The sequence below is a fragment of the Eubacterium sp. AF15-50 genome, from assembly GCF_934835595.1.
GTDB classification, from domain to species: domain Bacteria; phylum Bacillota; class Clostridia; order Lachnospirales; family Lachnospiraceae; genus Eubacterium_G; species Eubacterium_G segne.
Map to the genome: position 1 here is coordinate 28,393 of NZ_CAKVZL010000001.1, position 18,995 is coordinate 47,387.

Sequence of the window (18,995 nt, forward strand, 5' to 3'; positions counted from 1 at the left end):
AATTTTTTTGTTCCGATTTGCCTTTTCGTACGTTGTTAATTATAAGGATGTAGCGAAAGGAGGTAAGTTATGAGAATAAAGAAATTGTTATGTATGCTATTAACCTTGACATTGTTGTTTTCAGGCAATGTATATGCAGATGAAGGCATAGGGGAATCAGGTACAACTACTACAAATCCCGGTGATGTGGAATTACGGTATACCAATATTTCAAGCATAACGTCAGATTTAGCCATATTAAGCAGTGGCACGGCAATATGCACCGGAAGACATGTTATGAAGAAAAACCTTAAGTCTGAATTGGTATTAACACTTCAGCGCAGGTCAACATCTAAAGATGATAGTTTTTCAACTTACAAAGAGTGGACAAAGAGTTGTAGTGGAACAGGTAGCTTTTTATTAGAGAAGAAACCTACTGTTACAAAAGGTTATGACTACAGGTTAAGAGTGGTAGTAAAGGTATATTCCGGTTCAAAAGTTACGGAAGCTGCTGCATGCTACTCAAAAACGGTTACATACTAGGTTGGATATAAAAACAAAAGAAAATACAGACTATACTATTAGAAAGAGAAAATACAGGTATATACCTGAAATAAAAGCAAAAAGAAAACGTGGCTACTGTTTATGACAGGTCACGCTTTCTTTTTGTGTATAATTTTATTTATCAGTTATCTCATTAATTAAGCCTATAATTTTATCAACTCCGCCGGTTCCGGCTGATTTTTCCATGGATTCAATGTAATGTGATTTGTTATCAAAGACTTTATGTACCATGGCAATAAGATCATCTTTTGTTGCCACATCTTCATCTAAAACCTCACTAAATCCCTGCTTCGCATAGGAACGGGCATTTAAAATCTGGTCACCACGACTTACCCTTGCAGAAAGAGGAATAAGAATGTTAGGTTTTTTCAGTGCAGAAATCTCGCATATGGAATTAGCACCGGCTCTGGAAATAATTAAGTCAGCCATTGCAAAGAAATCCTTCATTTCATCACTAATATATTCAAACTGGGCATAACCTGAAGTTCCTACTAATGATTCATCTAATTTACCCTTGCCGCAAAGGTGGGCAATCTGGAAATCAGGTAAAAGTTCAGGAAGGGCTTCTCTTACAAGCCTGTTGACATTTTCAGCACCAAGGCTTCCGCCGGTAACCATAATTACAGGTTTGTTGGCAGTAAAGCCACATTTGTCAAGAGCTGCAATTTTGTCTCCCGTAAATAGTTCCGCACGAATAGGAGAACCAGTATGAACTGCCTTAGCTCCAAGATATTTAGCTGTTTCCGGGAAATTATGGCAAACCTTAGTTGCCTTTTTAATGGCAAGCTTGTTGGCAAGTCCCGGTGTCATATCTGATTCATGTATAATAACAGGTACTTTGTATCTGTTTGCAGCAAAAACCACAGGAACCGTTACAAAACCACCCTTTGAAAAAACAATATCAGGTTTGAATTTCCTAATAATCTTTTTAGCTTCAAAGTATCCCTTAATAACTCTGAAAGGGTCTGTAAAGTTCTTAAAACTGAAATATCTTCTAAGTTTACCTGAAGATATTCCGTAATAATCAAGACCTGCATCTTCCACTAATTTCTGTTCCATGCCACCTTTAGAACCAATGTATTTAATCTCAAAACCGGATTCCTTAAGCTTAGGAAGTAATGCGATATTTGGTGTGACATGGCCGGCTGTACCGCCACCTGTTAATATAATTTTTTTCATTGTCTTACTCCATTAAACATCTATTTATTATATTTTTTTATCTGTTTTTTTATGGCAGAAGCATCGTCACCGTTTAATACCATATTAATAAGGTTTGTGGCGTTGCTTACTGATTGTTCATCCTGTAATACAACGGATTTTGAAGAACCTGTGTATGTTAATGTCTGCCAGGAAGTCTGACCTGTTACGCTGTAGGACATAATATTCCAACCATTGTAATCCTTCTTTGTAGAAAGAGAAAGCTGCATATTAGCAAGGGATGAAATATCAAGGTCTGTTGAAAAACTTCCCTTAATGGCATCAAGAATCTTGTTATAATTAATAAGCATTGTGCCGCTTAATAATTTTTTCTCAAGAGCTTTTAAAACTGCTACCTGGTTTCTGTTACGCTGCATATCACCGTTGGCAAAGGAGTGACGCTCACGGGCATAAGTTAAGGCTGTGGCACCATCCATTTCCATGTTTCCTTTTTTGTAAGTATAAATCTTACTTCCTTCATGCTTTGCGTCATATGATGCATAAGCTTCAGTTGAAAAAGGAATTTCAACATTTACCGTAACTCCCCCCAAAGCATCAATTAAGTCGGCGAAACCTGTAAAGTTTACTTTTGCGTAATGATAATCAGATTTTTTAATATCATATTTGTATAAATACTTTAAGGTATCCATCAAAGCGTCCTGTCCCGGATGCCACTGTACTTCATATGCCCACTGCCAGTCGCTGGATGTCAGGTCCTTGCCGTCCTTGTGGGCAATTCCGTTTCCATAGAGGGTAACGTGGGTCAGCTTATCATAGGACTCAGGAGCGACACTTTTTGCCTGAACAGGAACATAGTAATCTCTAGGTGTTGAAATCATTAAAACTGAATAAGTCTTAGGATTAACAACAGCCAAAATATTAGTATCAGTTCTTGTATTTTCTTTTGAATTCAATTCACCAAAAGTATCTGCTGCAGAAATTACAACAATAAAAGGATCCTTTGACACCTTTGAACCGGACATCTGAGGAATCGGCGCTACTAAATAAATAAGCAGTGACAATATAATAATAACAATTACCGAGATGACCTTTCCAAAAACAGGAGCTTTGCCTGATTTCTGCAAAAGGAAAAATACAAGACCAAGAAAAACAATAAGAACCCCTATAACTCCCGCAAGTACCGGAGCTGTTAAAAAGGCAAGCTTCTTATACACAATAAGTCCTGTAAATACAATAGATAAAATAAGTTGTATCATAACTAAAATAACGCCCAGGGCTTTTCCACCACCGGATTTACGTTTTTTAGAAGATGACTTGGATAAATTCCTTGTTTCGGAGCGGTAACCATAATCACCGGTTTTGGCTTCAGAAACTCTGTTTTGCTTTTTGCTCATAAAAACCTCCAATTTTAAAGCTACAGATTGGTTACAAATCTGTTTTATCGTAAGATATATCAAATTGTTGCAAAAGTAATTAAAACACAAATTAATGAACAAACTATGTACATAATAAGTGTGTGCTCATTATACTACATAATTAAAAAAAAACAAAGATACAACATAATGGCTAAGGCATAGGACATAGCATTAATTGACAAATAATGTATGCTTTGGTAGAATAATGTTATCTTTGGAGCTGGAGTTGTATTGGAAATATGGTACAAGCCAGCTTATTAGTTTAATAGGAGAAGAAATGAGAAATTCAAGAGCATTTAGAAGAATTATCTATTTGTTGCTTCTTGCAACGGTAATTGCATCCCAAACAGCTATATTTTGGTACTTTTGGGACCATTATTATAGCAGTGGAATGATGCAGGAATTCTTCCGTAAAGGACACATGGTACTTCTTTTTGTGTATGCGTTAATGTTTACTATATTCAGTAACGTATACGGGGCGTTCAAATTAGGAAGTCTCCAGTATTCAAATCTGGTGTTCTCCCAGCTGCTTGCATTGCTGTTTACAAACTTCATTATTTACTTACAGATTTCATTACTTTCAATGAAAATGGTAAATCCTGCACCAATTATAGGAATGTGTTTTGACAATGTTTTATGTTGTCTTGTATGGTGTGGATTGGCAATGGGCATTTACAAATGGATGTATCCGCCTAAGGACATATTACTTATATATAGTGACAGGGATCCTGATAATCTGGTGAATAAAATAGAAACGCGAAAAGATAAATATATCATAAAAGACTCTATCCATTGTGATGAGGATTCGGAAAAATTGCAGAAGGCAATAAAAAGCCATCAGGCAGTTTTGTTGTGTGACATTCCAAGTGCCAAGAGAAATAAAATAGTCAAGGATTGTTATTTGTATGATAAGAGAGCATATATTACTCCTAAACTGTCAGATATTATCATTACGGGAGCAGGTCAGAATACATTATTTGACTCACCGCTTTTGGTTACTAAAGTTAAGGGACTTAAGTGGGAGCAGGATTTTGTAAAGAGAATTGTGGATATAATTATCGCACTTATTCTTTGTCCACCAACCATATTGGTTACAATACTTGTTGCCATAGGCAATCTGATTTGGGACAGAGGCCCGATTTTCTATACACAGCCAAGACTTACAAAGGATGGTAAGGTGTTTAAAATATTAAAGTTCAGAAGCATGAAGGTTGATTCTGAAAAGGATGGCGCCAGACTTGCAGCAAAGAATGACAACCGCATAACAAAGGTAGGAAAGATTCTTCGTGCTACACATTTAGATGAATTACCTCAGGTGTTTAACATTCTGATAGGTCAGATGTCAGTTGTGGGCCCAAGACCGGAGAGACCGGAGATTGCTGCTGAATATGAAGAAGAAATTCCTGAATTTAGATTCAGATTAAAGGTAAAGGCTGGTCTTACCGGATATGCACAGGTTTATGGTAAGTATAATACTACACCATATGACAAGCTAAAGCTTGACATGTATTATATTCAGCATTACAAAATGTGGATGGATATACAGCTGATTTTAATGACTTTCAAGATTATGTTCATGAAGGACAATACAGAAGGTGTTGATGAAAATCAGAAAACAGCCAGCATTCATGAAAAAGAAAAATCATAAAGATTAAAATATACAAGAGCTATTCCCTTAGAAATTAATGGGATGGCTCTTGTTTTTGTATACTATAAAGCCTGTAACATAAATCCCCAATATTCCATCATATTATTAATTAACAACCATTTAAGAGGTAAATTTATGCTTAATTATATATGGGCATTTATGATTATTATTGGTGTGGTATATGGACTTTTGACAGGAAACATAGAACAGGTGGGAAACGGTGCCATTGAGTCAGCGGAGGAATCGGTTAAGCTGTGTATTACAATGCTGGGGATAATGAGCATGTGGATGGGATTTATGGAAGTGGCACAAAAAAGCGGACTTATAGCAAAGGCTGAAAAAATGTTAGAGCCGGCAATAAAGTGGATGTTTCCGGAACTTCCCGTTAATCACAAAGCACGAACCCACATTACAACCAATATAATAGCAAATATTCTTGGACTGGGGTGGGCAGCAACCCCGGCAGGTCTTAAGGCAATGGAGGAACTTGCAGCAGACCCGGTACCTCAAAAGGGGCGGATAATTCCCGGTCACATTTCCACAAATGAAATGTGTACATTTCTGGTACTTAACATATCATCACTTCAATTAATTCCCGTAAATATGATTGCATACAGAAGCCAATACGGCTCTGCTAATCCCGCATCAATTGTAGCACCAGCAATACTCGCCACAACCATAAGCACAGTGGTGGGAATTATTTTTTGCAAAATAATGTGTAAATGTACCTTAAAGGGAAAAGTAAATTGACAGGAAATAGGGGGTGTTATAGAATAGGAACGTAAAAAATACATGGAATAACTGTGGTCTGAAGAAAATCCAATACAGATTATGTAAGGGAAAATTTTCAGTTTAAGGGAAGTCCGGTGAAAATCCGGCACAGTCTTTCTCTACTGTAATAGGGACGAAAAAAGCATTATGCCACGGATAAAACCGGAAGGCGCTTTTAGTAGGTTGAACTAAAGTCAGGATACGTCAACACAGTTGTCCGGATTTCGCAGGCAAGGCGAAGAAGGAGGAACAAATGAATAAGATAACAAGGAAATTTTTTGCCATTTTACTTTCATGTATGTTGGTAGTGGCAGGAGTGGCAACGCCGGCTAAAACAACAGATAATGCTGTTATTGCTGCTGAGAATGTTGCAAAAAAAGGAACTGTAACAATGACTGTTGAGCGAATTACCATAGGTCAGGGATATCTTGTAAGCCCGGTTCAGGTAGAAATCCAGAATGGAGATACAGTAGATACTGTATTTAAGAGAGTTATGGATGCAAAGGGATTTAAGTACGATGACAATGGATACCTTGCAAGCATTGAAAATGCAGATACAGGCAAGATAAACATTCCGGCAGAAATATCTGCAATGCCTGACACAACAGTTTGGGGCAATCCAAATCCTGTTAAAGCACCAACTAACACAGCAAATGATGGAAACTCATACGCAAACAAAGGCCTTGGAAGTTCTTCATATCATACAATGGCAGGCTGGATGTTTACCATAAATAATGTATTTTCTAATGAAGGAGCAGCTTCAACACCTGTTAAAGACGGTGACGTTATCAGATGGCAGTTCTCAGTATATGGTTACGGTGCAGATATTGGAAGCGACACAGAAAGCTATACAGGAATTAAGAAAGTAACCTTTGCTAACAAGGATGAACTTATAAAGGAAGCAGCAACTCTTGTAAATAACAAGACAATGATGAAGGATGCTGATGTAAAGGTAGAATATAACAATGCAATTAAAGTTCTTGAAAAGTACAATCCTTCAGAGACAGAGGTTAAGAATGAATTAACAAAGCTTAAGAATGTTCAGAAGGATTTTGTAAAGAAAACAACTGTTAAAAAGGCTTCTGTTAAGGGAATTAAGAATGTTAAGGGACTTAAGGCAAAAGTAGCTGTTAAGAAAATCAAAGGTGTTACAGGATACCAGTACAAATATTCTAACAATAAGAAATTCAAAAAGGCGGTAGTTAAGTCTATAAAGAAGAACACCTTAACAACTAAGAAATTTAAAAAGAATCAGAAATGTTATGTAACAGTTCGTGCTTACAAGAAGGTTAATGGTATTAAATACTATGGAAGCTGGAGCAAGGTTAAAGCTGTTAAAATCAAAAAATAAATTATAAAAACATATTAGAATCAGACTTAAATATCGGAAGGAAGTTTAATAAAGTCCCTTCCGATAAACTTTATTATGAAATTAAATTCGTAAAATTATGTAAACCAAGGTGAAAAGATGAAATATTATTTAAAAAAGGCAATATTGTTTGTTTTAATTGCTGTATTAAGTTTAATTATTATAGGGTGTGGAAAAAAAGAAACCCCGGATAACAGTGGAAAGAAATGCACAATAATGGTGGAATGTTCCAAAATTTTTGATAATCAGGACAAGCTTGATAAGGCAGTTAAGGATTATATTCCAAAAGATGGAATTATTTTAAAGAAAAAAGAAGTTAGTTTTAATGAAGGGGAAAATGTTTATGACGTTTTAAAAAGAGAACTTAAAAATGAAAATATATTAATGGAAGCATCTTTTACCACAGGAACTGCATATATAGAGGGAATTAATAATATTTACGAATTTTCCTGTGGGGAGCTGTCAGGATGGATGTATTGCGTAAATGGAGAATACCCAAATGTGGGGTGTAGCGATTACAAAATAAAGGATGGAGACAACATTGAGTGGCATTACACCTGTGATTTAGGAGAGGATTTAAAAAATTGACAGATGAATTTTCAAGATTTCACCCAGTGGTGAACATAATCTTTTATATGGTGGTTTTAATAATCACAATGTTTCAAATGCAGCAGGTAATGGTGATTATTTCCACAGTGTGTGCCATAATTTACCATATATATTTAAAAAAACAAAAAAGTGTAAAGTTTTGTATTATGGCATTTTTTATTTTTACGGCCTCGGCAGTAATAAATCCGCTTTTTTCCCATAAAGGGGCAACATTGTTGTTTTATATGTTTACGGGAGATCCCGTAACCCTGGAATCTATAGTATACGGAGTTTTCGCAGCTTTGGTAATAGTAGCCATGATTTTCTGGCTTTCCACCTTTAATGAAATAATGACTGAGGATAAAATTCTGGCATTAATAGGAGCGATAATGCCATCGGTGGCGTTGCTTTTAACTATGATTTTCAGGTTTGTGTCAAAATTTACAAAGAAAATTAAGGAAATTTCCATGACCCACAAGGCTCTTAAAGGGGAACCGGAAGGGTTCTTTAATAAAATAAAGTCAAGCCTTCATATTTTTTCCATTACCATAACATGGGCGTTGGAAAATTCCGTGGATACGGCAGATTCGATGACGGCAAGAGGATATGGATGTGCTAAAAGAACTAATTACAATAATTATAGAATAGAAAAAAGAGATATTTTATTAAGCCTGTGGATGATAATGTTATTTGGGGTGGTTATAAGTCGGTGGGTAGCAGGAGATTTGTACACCTATTATTATCCTTTTGTTAGGACAAAAGGGCAAATTATGGTTTACGTGGCATATATACTTTTGTGTGTTACCCCTATGGCGGTAAATATTTTGGAGGGCATAAGATGGCGCAGATTGAAATCAAAAATTTAACATTTTTCTACCCGGATATGGAAAAGGGAGAATATTTGGAAAATCCTGCTTTATGTAATATTAATCTGGAGATACATAGAGGGGAGTTTATGGTTATATGCGGTCAGACAGGGTGTGGAAAAAGTACACTTTTGAGAACCATAAAGCCTACTATATGTCCTAATGGAAAAATAACGGGAAATGTTTTGTATAATGGCATCAATATAAAGGATTTAAAGGAGAGGCAGCAGGCAGAAAAAATAGGATTTGTTATGCAAAATCCTGATAATCAGATTGTGACAGATAAGGTGTGGCACGAGCTGGCTTTCGGTTTGGAAAATATTGGCCTTAAATCTGAAGAAATAAGACAGAAAACCGCAGAAATAGCAGAATACTTTGAATTGACGGATTTGTATTATTTAAAGCCTGATAAATTATCAGGAGGACAGAAGCAACTGCTTAATTTAGCAGCAGTAATGACCATGAATCCGGAAATTTTATTGTTAGATGAGCCAACTTCCCAGTTAGACCCCATTGCAACGGAAAAGTTTGTAAGTATGTTAAAAAAAATCAATGAAGATTTAGGTGTAACCATTATTATGTCGGAACATCGGTTAAGTTATGTTTTGGATATGGCGGATAAACTGGTGGTTATGAATAATGGAAAAATCATGGAATGGGGAAATCCTTTAGAAATTGCAGATAAAATCAAAAATCAGAAGATTTCTAAGCTTATGCCTTATGCTACGAGAGTTTATTATGAATGTGGCAAAAAAGGTACTCCCCCTGTTTCCATAAAAGATGGAAGAAAATGGCTTGAAAGGGAATTACAGGATAAAGAAACCCCCACTGACCGGTCAGACAGGAAGGGGGATTCGTCAAAGGGAAAATTCATTCAGGAAAATCATAAACAAGCAGATATTAATAAAAAAGAGATGGCAATTACCTGTAAAAATCTGTGGTTTAGGTACGAAAAATATGAAAGAGATATAATAAAGGGCCTGTATTTTTCCGTAAAAAGAGGTGAAATATTTGCTATTCTAGGAGGAAACGGAACGGGGAAAAGTACAACAATGTGGCTTTTATCCGGGGTGAAAAAGCCTTATCGCGGAAAAATTGCCAAAAAGGGAAAGGTGGCATTGCTTCCTCAAAGCGTGCAAAACCTCTTTAGCAGGGACAAGGTTTCTAAGGAACTTGAAGGTTGTGAGAACAGTCTAATAGAAGAAATGGAAATTCAGGATATATTAAACAGGCATCCCTATGATATAAGTGGAGGGCAGCAGCAAAAGGTGGCGCTGGCAAAGATTTTAATGGGAAATCCTGATATACTTTTGTTAGACGAGCCTACCAAGGCAATAGATGAAGTTTATAAAGAAGAACTGGGAAACTTGTTAAGAAAATTAAGTGCTGACGGCAAAACAATTATTATTGTAAGTCATGACTTGGATTTTTGTGGTGAGTACGCAGACAGATGCGGAATGTTTGCCGATGGAAAATTAATAGCAGTAAATAATAGCAGAGATTTTTTTACATCAAACAATTTCTACACTACTACAGTGGCAAAAATGTCAAGAAGCACCATTAAAGGTGCAGTGAAAATGGAGGATATTGTATGTTATCTGAAAAATGTATAATGCATACTGCCTCAATAGATATATATGGATTAATGATGAGAGGGTATTATTTCACGTCAATGTGCATTATTGTCATATCCATATTTATATTCCTGTGGTCATTTGAAAAAAGAAAACCAAAAACCAGAGAAATAGTGACACTGGCAGTTATGACGGCATTAGCTGTGGTGGGAAGGCTGGCGTTTTTTATGACACCTCAGGTAAAGCCCTGTGCAGCCATTATTATAATAACGGGGGTCATGTTAGGAAGGCAGTCAGGATTCTTATGTGGAGCCCTTACGGCTTTTGTATCAGGATTTTTCTTTGGGCAGGGCCCGTGGACACCGTGGCAGATGATAGCCTTTGGCATAATCGGCTTTTTATCAGGAGTTTTATTTTCAAAAAAGAACATAAAGTATGCTTACAATAAGTGGATAATTTCCATATACGGTTTTCTGGCAACCTTTGTTATATACGGATTTATACTGGATACAGCCACGGTTTTTATGTATACTGATACCCCTAAAACAGAAACTTTTGTGGCAACATATTTAAGCGGAATTGGGTTTAATTTAATTCATGCAGCTTCCACTTTTGTGGTATTATTTTTAATTTCAAATGCCACCATAAAGAAGCTGGAGCGGTTGAAAATTAAGTATAAAATGTTTAGTTAAGGTCTGGTAAAAAAAAGACGAAAAAAGTTGAATAAACAATAATAAGGTGTTACTATGATACGGTGTGAAATTTGATAAAAGAATATGTTAGCAATTGAAAAGAGGAAAAATCATGGAAGAATACGGTTATTTGTGGCAGCTTGCATTAATACTTGCAAGTACAAAGATTTTGGGACTTGTAACTAAGCGTTTTAATATGCCACAGGTTGTAGGCGCACTTTTAGCAGGACTGATTTTAGGACCGGCAGTTTTAGGTAACTTATTGTCAGGAGTAGTTGTAGGAGGACATCATTTAGAGGCATTAACACTTCACCAGACAGCGTTTATTGACCATCTTGCGGAAATAGGTGTTATTGTTCTTATGTTCTGTGCAGGTCTTGAAACAGATATTAACGAACTGAAAAAATGCGGACTGGCATCCTTTATAATTGCACTTTGTGGTGTAATAGTACCCCTTATTGGTGGCGGAGCATTTACGTTCTGGTTCTTAAAAGAAGGCTGGATTGAACCGGCGCAGGGAAGTACAGTGTTTGTACAGGCGGTGTTTGTAGGTGTTATTTTAACGGCAACATCTGTTAGCATTACCGTTGAAACCCTTCAGGAAATGGGAAAATTAAAGACAGCTTCAGGAAATGCAATTTTAGGAGCTGCAATTATCGATGATATATTGGGAATTATAGCCCTTACAGTGGTTATAAGTCTTGGAACAGGTGGTTCTGGTGCATCAGGTAATTCAGAATCACTGGGAATAGTGCTTTTGAAGATTTTATTATTCTTCGTATTTGTAGGTGTATTTGGATTTATTATTTACAAATTATACAAGAAATGGTACGAGCACGCTGGAAAAGGAATGCACAGACACGCAATTATAGCATTTGTTATATGTCTGATTATGGCGTTTTGTGCAGAATATTTCTTTGGCGTTGCAGATATTACAGGAGCATTCTTTGCCGGTGTAATTATCTCCATGACACAGAAAGATCAGTTTATTGCATCAAAATTTGATGTTGTGGCATATATGTTTTTAAGCCCTGTATTTTTTGCAAGTATAGGTCTTAAGGTAGATGGAAACGCAGTTATGCATATGGGACCGGTTATTGCACTGTATGCTGTAGGTCTTGCAATTATTGCCATCCTTACAAAGATTATAGGATGCGGGCTTGGAGCTAAGGCGTGCGGATACAAGGATTACCAGTGTTTGAGAATCGGTGTGGGAATGATTTCAAGAGGTGAAGTTGCCCTTATAGTTGCAAACAAAGGTATTGAGGCAGGACTAATGAGTTCAAGCGTTGTAGCACCGGTTATTATAGTGGTAATTGTAACTACAATTATTACACCGATTATATTAAAACCTGTATTTATGAAAAAGGGACCAAATGCAGATGTGGTTGCTACAAGTAAGTTAGTAGAAAATGTTGAAGAGAGAACTGAAATGGTTACCGGAGTAAAGAAATAAAGAATTTAACGTAAGAACCTATGGCACAAAGTCATAGGTTCTTATTTTTTGCCATAAAATATATGTGAATAGAATTGTTTTCGGGTTATTTGTATGTCAGTAATAGTGTCAATATCATCCTTTATTATTCCGGGAATTATGTTATTTATAGTTTTATATGGCATAATAAAAAAGCAAAATGTATATGATGATTTTGTAACCGGCGCCACGGGAGGACTTAAAACAGTTATAAAAGTAATGCCCACCCTTATTGGTTTAATGGTGGCAGTGGCCGTTTTAAGAGAATCAGGATTTATGGAAGTGTTGGGAAAATTGCTTGGAAAGGTTACCAATCCCATAGGTTTTCCGGGAGAACTAATGCCGGTTACAATTGTCAAAATATTTTCATCATCAGCAGCTACGGGAATGGTTCTTGATATATTTAAGGAATATGGTCCGGATTCATACATGGGAAAGGTAACATCGTTAATGATGAGCTGTACGGAAACTGTGTTTTACACAATGTCCGTGTATTATATAACTGCAAAAGTAACGCGAACAAGATGGACTTTAGCTGGTGCAATTTTGACAACAATTTCAGGGACAATTGCCAGTGTAATGCTTGCAAATGTAATTTAAATAATATATATTTTGAATTAAGAAGTGAAAATGCGGAGGTACGAAATGATATATACAGTTACATTTAATCCATCTATTGATTATATTGTTTCAGTGGATGACTTAAAGTTAGGAAGTGTAAACAGAACATCTGAGGAGCTTATGTTTCCGGGAGGTAAGGGAATAAATGTTTCCATGGTTCTTAGTAATCTTGGAATAGAAAATACAGCCCTTGGTTTTTTGGCAGGTTTTACCGGTGACAATGTTCAGAAAATGTTGGAAGAAAACGGAGTAAATGCTGATTTTATCAGGGTTAAAGATGGAATAACAAGAATTAATGTTAAAATTCGTGCTCAGGAAGAAAGCGAAATAAACGGTATGGGACCGGCAATAAAGGACGAAGACATTAAGGAATTGTACAAGAAGTTAGACAAAATAAAGGACGGAGATATTTTGGTTCTTGCAGGAAGTATTCCATCAGTAATGCCTGAAACAATGTATAGTGACATAATGGAACACTTAAAAGATAAGGATGTAAAGATAGTTGTGGATGCCACAAAGGATTTGCTTTTAAATGTTCTTAAATATAAACCATTTTTTGTTAAGCCTAACAATCATGAATTGGGAGAAATATATGGCGTAGAGCTTAAAACAAGAGAGGATGTTGTTCCTTATGCAAAGAAGATGCAGCAGGAAGGTGCCAGAAATGTTTTAGTTTCCATGGCAGGAGAAGGAGCTGTTTTAGTGGCGGAAAACGGTGAAGTATATAAGAGCAAATGCCCTGAAGGCAAGGTGAAAAATTCCGTTGGTGCCGGAGATTCCATGGTAGCGGGATTTATTGCAGGATACCTAAAATCAGGGGATTACAAAGAGGCACTTAGAAACGGCTTACTTACAGGAAGTGCCAGTGCTTTCAGCGATAATCTTGCCACAAAAGAAGAAGTTGAAAATTTAGGAAAAACATTTGAAATGTAATTTATAAGTGTTTTTATTATAAGCAGAGTGGGTTTAAGCCTGCTCTGTTTTATTTTTTAATAATACCAATGATTCTTCCTAAGAAAAGACATTCGTCAATATGTTTAAGAATGAGGGGCTTGTCAAAACCACGTAATGCCTCAAGGCAAAAATACCTGTCAGGGACATATCTTCTAATATAAATCTTATCTTTATACATAAATATTCCACAGTCTCCGTAAAAAGGATATCTGTCTTTACATATCAGAATAAGTTCATCTTTGTAAAATAAACGGTCAGGGGATGAGTCATAAATGGTTATCCCTAAAATATCTAAATCACCATACTTTTTTCTGTATTTAGCAAAATTGTAAATATCAGAGCTTAAGTTTGTGCATGAAAAACCACGGGAATAGAAGCCATGTGCATTAACAATAGCAATATAATCAGTGTCAAATTTTTGATTATGTTCTAAAAGATGATCTTCAAGATCACATAATTCGGATAAAAAACTGAAGCATCTGTTTGACAAAGAGGGACTGTTATTTTGCACAGAAGCAGTATCTGAAATAAGCTCGTCAACACTACATTGAAAAGCTTCAGAAATCTTTATCAAATTATATATAGATGGATTATTTATTTTTCCACCTGTTAATTTCTTAATGGTTTCATAGGGAAGACCTGCTTCTTCCGATAATTGCCTGAGAGACCAGTTATAAAAGTACAGTTTTCTATAGATATTGTTTATAATTACGGTTTTGTAATAATAAAGGAATTCATCTTTGTTATTCATGAAAATAGTTCTCCTTTTAGCATATAAGATGTGTGTGAAATATGATAAAAGAAAATAGTACTTATAATTATAACATATTTAGTGCAACAATAACGGTATATGTGTAAAAAAGAAAATTATTTTTTAAAAAAGTTATAAGAATATAATAATAAAAGGAAAAAGTAACAATTTAAAGTAATAATGAAACTTTATTGAATAATAATATAGGTAATCCCAAATACATTAGAAGGCCGGTTCTGCAAAATTATGTCCCTTTGGTACAGTAATAGTGACTGGTGTTAATAAATAAAAAAGAATAGCATTTTTACTAACTTATACATTATGAGAGTGAAATATGAAAAGATATACAAGAGATGAAATGTTGAAATATTCTAAACGTGTAATAAAACTCAGAAGAAAGATAGGTTTATCTCAGGAAAGGGTTGCTGAGGATATTAGAATGTCATACTCAACATACAGAAAAATAGAAAACGGAGAGAGAAATTTATCTACGGGATGTTTGTTTAAGTTAAACCAGGCATATAATATTTCGGCGGACGAAATTCTATTTGATAAAAAGGGGAAAAAGATATAAGAAAGTATTCTGAGCATGATAAAATGTTATTGCTTTTAAAATTAGATAATATTTATGGAAAAACAAAGGATAAGAATGAAGAATGAAAAAAATTCTATTATTAAATGATAATAAAAAGGGAGTATTGAATTTACCGGAATTTAAAAATCACAAAATAAAAATTTATAGGTCAGATAACTTTCAGGAGGCATGTGGAATAATGTTACATGATTATATTGACCTTTTTATTATAGATACCGTGGCAACTGACAGTGACGGAGACAGTGTAGGGGGCATACGTTTTGCAGAGGCAATACGTAGGGTGCAACAATATTGTTTTACACCTATTATTTTTTTGTCATATTTAGAAGATCCCAAGTTATTTATGTACGAGCAGTTACACTGCTATGCATTTATGGAAAAGCCTTACGATAGAAGTGAACTTATAAAAGTTGTAGAAACTGCATTAGAATTTCCCAAACCTCAAATTAAAAAAAGGAATCTTTATATTAAAGATGAGGGCATAATATATTCTGTGAAAATACAGGATATATTGTACATAAAAAGTGAAAGAAGACGACTTTACATATACACGAAAAAGGAAGCTTTTACCGTAAAAAACAGAACTCTTGAAAATATCATTGAAGAAATAAGTTCAGGGGATTTTGTAAGGTGCAGCAGATTTTACGTGGTAAATAAAAGACACATTAAAAGTATAGATTATGTAAACCGAATTATAACAATTACAGGAACTAAAGAGGAAATAGATATCGGGCCATCAATGATAAAAAGTATGAAAAGTAAGTTTAGCAGTTAAAAATCGCCGTTCAATACAGAAAAAGTACATTTCAGTACAAGAATGTAAATTATTAAGTAGTATTGTTATAATGATATTGTGATGTGAGTGCACAAAATAGATTGTGCCATCCAATGATGTAATGGGGTTATTTCGTTGCTACGCGAGTTTGTCAATCACATCATAATATACAGTTGAAAAGGGCTGTAGATAAAATATTAATACCTAAAACAAAACCGGATATACAGGCAGAATATCCGGTTTTGTTGAATTTAGAAATTATTTGGCATATTCGTACATAATCCACTTATTTACCACATCAAAAGGCGCAGGTCCCACAGCCAAAAAAGCCTTGTGAAAATCTTTTAAGTTAAAGGAATCTCCCAGCTTCTTTTTAAGAGAATCCTTAAGCCGGGTTATTTCCATAAAGCCTACATAATATTGAAGATAATTGGCAGGCTCTTCTATAACAGACTGAAAAATGGATTCACAAACCTTTTTGTCAGTGATATTATAATCTGCCAGATACTTAGTAGTGTCTTTAAAAGTCCATCCGTCATAGTTAATTCCAATATCGCAAATAGAATAAAGAGCCAGAGAATATGCAGAACTACAGGCAAAGGCTTTGGCAAGATTTTGGTCTTTATAACGATACTGATAAGACATAAATTCCACATAAGTTGCCCACCCTTCAGTATAGCCACCGTAGTTAATAATGTGCCTTACAGGGTGGGGATTAGTAGATGAAAAGAACCATGACTGGTACATATGCCCCGGTATTCCTTCATGGGCAATTGTGGCATAAAAATCCTGATTTTTCATACTTTCGCTACCGTTTATATAAATAATGTTATGTTGTGGATTATCTATAGGAGGAGTTAAATAAAAAGCAGGACTTAAAAAATCCTCAAGACTTTTATCCACATATTTTAAGGTGTATGAAATTTCGGAAAGCCGGCTGTCTCCCACTGTTGTAGGAAAATTATTGGAAATTTTCTTTGACAGTGAAGATATAATGTCATTGGGCTTTAAGTCGGATTCTGTTTTACCATAAAACTTTTTCTCCAGTTCAGGGTCTTTTGTGAGAATAGAATAAATTGCCTGCACATACCCTGTGAGATTAAGCTGAATTTCAGCTTTTAAATCACTGACAGATTTAGAACTTCCCGTATAATTTCTTACAAGATATTCATAGTAATCCCTGCCGCTTTTCAGGTAGAAAAGACCGTTTTTGTTTTTACAGGCTCCCTTTTTTTGCAATGACCACAAGGTATTGGCGATATTCTCGTAGGCAGGGTAAATGCTTTCCTCAATTACATTAATATCCCTTGTTATATAATTATTTTTTTCCTGGTCAGTTAAAAATGTAACACCGGATAATCTGTTTAAAAATGATGTATGCAAAAGATTTTCACAGGTATTTTTGTTGCCGATAAATTCCTTACACTGGGCAATTATTTTGTCGCAGGCAAATTTACTTATAAAAGAATTATTTTCAGCCTTTAATTTTTGAAATTCACATATTTGTCCATAATAATCCTTTATGAGAGACAAAATAGAAAGATAATTTTCAATATCCTTTTGGGAGGAAAAGGAATATTCACATAAAAGAACAGGAAGCTGAGCCTGAAGCCCCGTAGTAGGACTTAATACCTGAGAACAAAGGCATAAGTCGGAAAAATCCAGCTGATCTTTAAAATACTCCATTAAAACATCATAGGTTATCTGCTGCTCCGTGGAAAGGTCTTTATAATTAAAGTTTTTTAAAAGATTAATTTCGTTTATAAAGTGGTTTTGGGATGAAGTCATAGACTCATATGTATAGTTTCCCAAAGTGGGGGTAATGTTATCCAGTCCGTATTTTGAAGTATCAGATAAATAAAAATGCAAACTGAGAGTGTCGGAAGAGAGCTGGTCTGTTAAAAGTTTGTCTGCGTAGATATTAAAGTTTTGCTGTGTATTGTTTTCAAAGGAATTTTCTTTTTTTTCAGACAAAAGAGGGAAAACAGTAATGGCACATAAAAAGATAATAAAAATGCCAATAATAATCGATGAAAAGAGATTTCTTTTGAAAAAATCAGAAAAAGTAGTTAATTTTAACGTCATTTTTGTAGTGACTCCAAAGTCCTTTTATAATAAAATATAAAAAAATATTAAAATGTATGATATTTTTGTAAAATATGTTACAATCAAAGTTATATTGGAAAGAGGATTGTTGAAATTAGCTACTGAGAAAAAACGAAAAAGAGGTATTTAACATGGAAAGACAAAGTTACTCAAATGAAGTTATTCTTTTGCAGCCGGTATTTAAGGACGCAATCTGGGGTGGAGATTTATTGAAAAATTTTGGATATGAGCAGGCTGGAGACAATGCAGGTGAATGTTGGGGAATAAGTGCACACAAAAGTGGTGACTGCACAATTTTAAACGGAGAATTTGCCGGAGAAAAATTGTCATGGTGCTATGAAAATCACAGAGAGTTATTTGGAAATATTGAAAACGACGTGTTCCCACTTCTTGTAAAAATAATAGGGGCGCAGCAGGATTTAAGCATCCAGGTACACCCTAATGATGCCTATGCGGCAGAACATGAAAATGGTTCATTAGGGAAAACGGAATGCTGGTACATTCTTGACTGCAAGGAAGATGCCAGTATTGTCATAGGTCATAATGCAAAGGATAAAAAAGAACTTGCAGATATGATAAATCAGGGACGATGGAATGAATTAATAAGAGTTGTTCCAATTAAAAAAGGTGATTTTTTCCAGATAAACCCCGGATGTCTTCATGCAATTAAAGGCGGAACATTGCTCATAGAAACACAGCAAAGCAGTGACATAACATATAGAGTTTATGATTATGACAGACTGCAGAACGGAAAACCAAGACAGTTGCATTTAAAACAAAGTATAGACTGTATTGAAGCTCCTCACGTTGATTACAACCAGGAGAGAATTGTTAATAACTATCCGGGAATGAGCAGTGAAAGGTTAGTAAAATGTCCTTTCTACACATTAGAGAGATGGGAAATAGACGGAAAATACAGTTTTGAAAATGATAAACCATTTATTAATGCAAGTGTTATAGATGGAAGCGGAATGATAAACGGACAGAAGATAGGAAAGGGTGAACATTTTATTATTCCTGCTACATTAAAACAATGTAACATTGAGGGAAAATTAACAGTAATGATATCATACTGCTAAAAGATATTAAGAAAGT

At 35.1% G+C, this 18,995-nt stretch carries 19 protein-coding genes and 1 riboswitch; of the genes, 15 read left to right on the forward strand and 4 right to left on the reverse strand.

All coding sequences use genetic code 11. The features are described 5' to 3' along the window. Positions 1–69 precede the first annotated feature (69 nt). Positions 70–522 carry a hypothetical protein gene (locus tag Q5O73_RS00155; protein ID WP_021953550.1) on the forward strand — a complete coding sequence of 151 codons (453 nt, stop codon included), beginning with the start codon at positions 70–72 and terminating at the stop codon, positions 520–522. A 135-nt stretch (positions 523–657) separates the two neighbouring features. Here the strand turns inward: Q5O73_RS00155 and Q5O73_RS00160 are convergent, their stop codons facing one another. Further along, positions 658–1,722: an undecaprenyldiphospho-muramoylpentapeptide beta-N-acetylglucosaminyltransferase gene (locus tag Q5O73_RS00160; protein ID WP_021953549.1), complete on the reverse strand. Its 1,065-nt coding sequence runs from the start codon at positions 1,720–1,722 to the stop codon at positions 658–660. Between the two features lie 20 nt (positions 1,723–1,742). Further along, positions 1,743–3,095, reverse strand: coding sequence for an LCP family protein (locus Q5O73_RS00165; protein WP_118589829.1), 1,353 nt, complete (start codon positions 3,093–3,095; stop codon positions 1,743–1,745). Between the two features lie 298 nt (positions 3,096–3,393). On the opposite strand from Q5O73_RS00165, the gene Q5O73_RS00170 reads away from it, so the two are divergent. The 10 genes from Q5O73_RS00170 to pfkB all read left to right on the forward strand — a co-directional run bounded on the left by Q5O73_RS00170 (position 3,394) and on the right by pfkB (position 13,652). Continuing rightward, positions 3,394–4,764, forward strand: coding sequence for an exopolysaccharide biosynthesis polyprenyl glycosylphosphotransferase (locus Q5O73_RS00170; RefSeq protein ID WP_302668774.1), 1,371 nt, complete (start codon positions 3,394–3,396; stop codon positions 4,762–4,764). Positions 4,765–4,899: 135 nt separating this feature from the next. After that, complete coding sequence (locus Q5O73_RS00175; protein WP_021953546.1) at positions 4,900–5,514, forward strand: nucleoside recognition domain-containing protein; 615 nt, start codon at positions 4,900–4,902, stop codon at positions 5,512–5,514. Between the two features lie 59 nt (positions 5,515–5,573). Continuing rightward, positions 5,574–5,759, forward strand: a riboswitch (cobalamin riboswitch). 29 nt (positions 5,760–5,788) lie between these two features. After that, on the forward strand, positions 5,789–6,886 hold the full coding sequence (locus tag Q5O73_RS00180) for a DUF4430 domain-containing protein (protein ID WP_302668775.1): 1,098 nt from the start codon (positions 5,789–5,791) through the stop codon (positions 6,884–6,886). Positions 6,887–7,003: 117 nt separating this feature from the next. Continuing rightward, positions 7,004–7,492: a DUF4430 domain-containing protein gene (locus Q5O73_RS00185; RefSeq protein ID WP_118589832.1), complete on the forward strand. Its 489-nt coding sequence runs from the start codon at positions 7,004–7,006 to the stop codon at positions 7,490–7,492. 29 nt (positions 7,493–7,521) lie between these two features. Next, entirely contained in the window at positions 7,522–8,358 is an 837-nt protein-coding gene (locus Q5O73_RS00190; protein ID WP_302668788.1) for an energy-coupling factor transporter transmembrane component T, read from the forward strand. Continuing rightward, positions 8,331–9,971, forward strand: coding sequence for an ABC transporter ATP-binding protein (locus Q5O73_RS00195; protein ID WP_302629315.1), 1,641 nt, complete (start codon positions 8,331–8,333; stop codon positions 9,969–9,971). Before Q5O73_RS00190 ends, Q5O73_RS00195 begins: the two co-directional genes overlap by 28 nt. Next, a complete protein-coding gene (locus Q5O73_RS00200) occupies positions 9,950–10,624 on the forward strand; it encodes an ECF transporter S component (protein ID WP_243053107.1) in 675 nt (224 codons plus the stop codon). The genes Q5O73_RS00195 and Q5O73_RS00200 overlap by 22 nt, the downstream gene beginning before the upstream one ends. Positions 10,625–10,736: 112 nt before the next feature. Beyond that, complete coding sequence (locus Q5O73_RS00205) at positions 10,737–12,080, forward strand: cation:proton antiporter (protein ID WP_021953540.1); 1,344 nt, start codon at positions 10,737–10,739, stop codon at positions 12,078–12,080. 93 nt (positions 12,081–12,173) lie between these two features. After that, a complete protein-coding gene (locus tag Q5O73_RS00210) occupies positions 12,174–12,698 on the forward strand; it encodes a spore maturation protein (RefSeq protein WP_021953539.1) in 525 nt (174 codons plus the stop codon). A 45-nt stretch (positions 12,699–12,743) separates the two neighbouring features. Continuing rightward, positions 12,744–13,652: a 1-phosphofructokinase gene (pfkB, locus tag Q5O73_RS00215; RefSeq protein ID WP_021953538.1), complete on the forward strand. Its 909-nt coding sequence runs from the start codon at positions 12,744–12,746 to the stop codon at positions 13,650–13,652. 49 nt (positions 13,653–13,701) lie between these two features. Here the strand turns inward: pfkB and Q5O73_RS00220 are convergent, their stop codons facing one another. Next, positions 13,702–14,424, reverse strand: a complete 723-nt coding sequence (locus Q5O73_RS00220; RefSeq protein WP_118589835.1) for a helix-turn-helix domain-containing protein — start codon at positions 14,422–14,424, stop codon at positions 13,702–13,704. A 334-nt stretch (positions 14,425–14,758) separates the two neighbouring features. Here Q5O73_RS00220 and Q5O73_RS00225 point away from each other — a divergent pair, with 334 nt between their 5' ends. Together Q5O73_RS00225 and Q5O73_RS00230 are read left to right on the forward strand one after the other, a co-directional pair. Next, positions 14,759–14,998 carry a helix-turn-helix domain-containing protein gene (locus Q5O73_RS00225; protein ID WP_302668776.1) on the forward strand — a complete coding sequence of 80 codons (240 nt, stop codon included), beginning with the start codon at positions 14,759–14,761 and terminating at the stop codon, positions 14,996–14,998. A 199-nt stretch (positions 14,999–15,197) separates the two neighbouring features. Beyond that, positions 15,198–15,794 (forward strand): LytTR family DNA-binding domain-containing protein, encoded by a 597-nt coding sequence (locus tag Q5O73_RS00230; RefSeq protein WP_186840331.1) that lies wholly within the window; start codon positions 15,198–15,200, stop codon positions 15,792–15,794. A gap of 258 nt (positions 15,795–16,052) precedes the next feature. On the opposite strand, the gene Q5O73_RS00235 is transcribed toward Q5O73_RS00230, so the two are convergent. Beyond that, positions 16,053–17,768: a DUF885 domain-containing protein gene (locus tag Q5O73_RS00235; RefSeq protein ID WP_302668777.1), complete on the reverse strand. Its 1,716-nt coding sequence runs from the start codon at positions 17,766–17,768 to the stop codon at positions 16,053–16,055. A gap of 16 nt (positions 17,769–17,784) precedes the next feature. Here Q5O73_RS00235 and Q5O73_RS00240 point away from each other — a divergent pair, with 16 nt between their 5' ends. Together Q5O73_RS00240 and manA are read left to right on the forward strand one after the other, a co-directional pair. Next, complete coding sequence (locus tag Q5O73_RS00240) at positions 17,785–17,919, forward strand: hypothetical protein (RefSeq protein ID WP_302624970.1); 135 nt, start codon at positions 17,785–17,787, stop codon at positions 17,917–17,919. 112 nt (positions 17,920–18,031) lie between these two features. Further along, a complete protein-coding gene (manA, locus tag Q5O73_RS00245) occupies positions 18,032–18,979 on the forward strand; it encodes a mannose-6-phosphate isomerase, class I (protein ID WP_021953533.1) in 948 nt (315 codons plus the stop codon). The last annotated feature ends 16 nt before the right edge of the window (positions 18,980–18,995 follow it).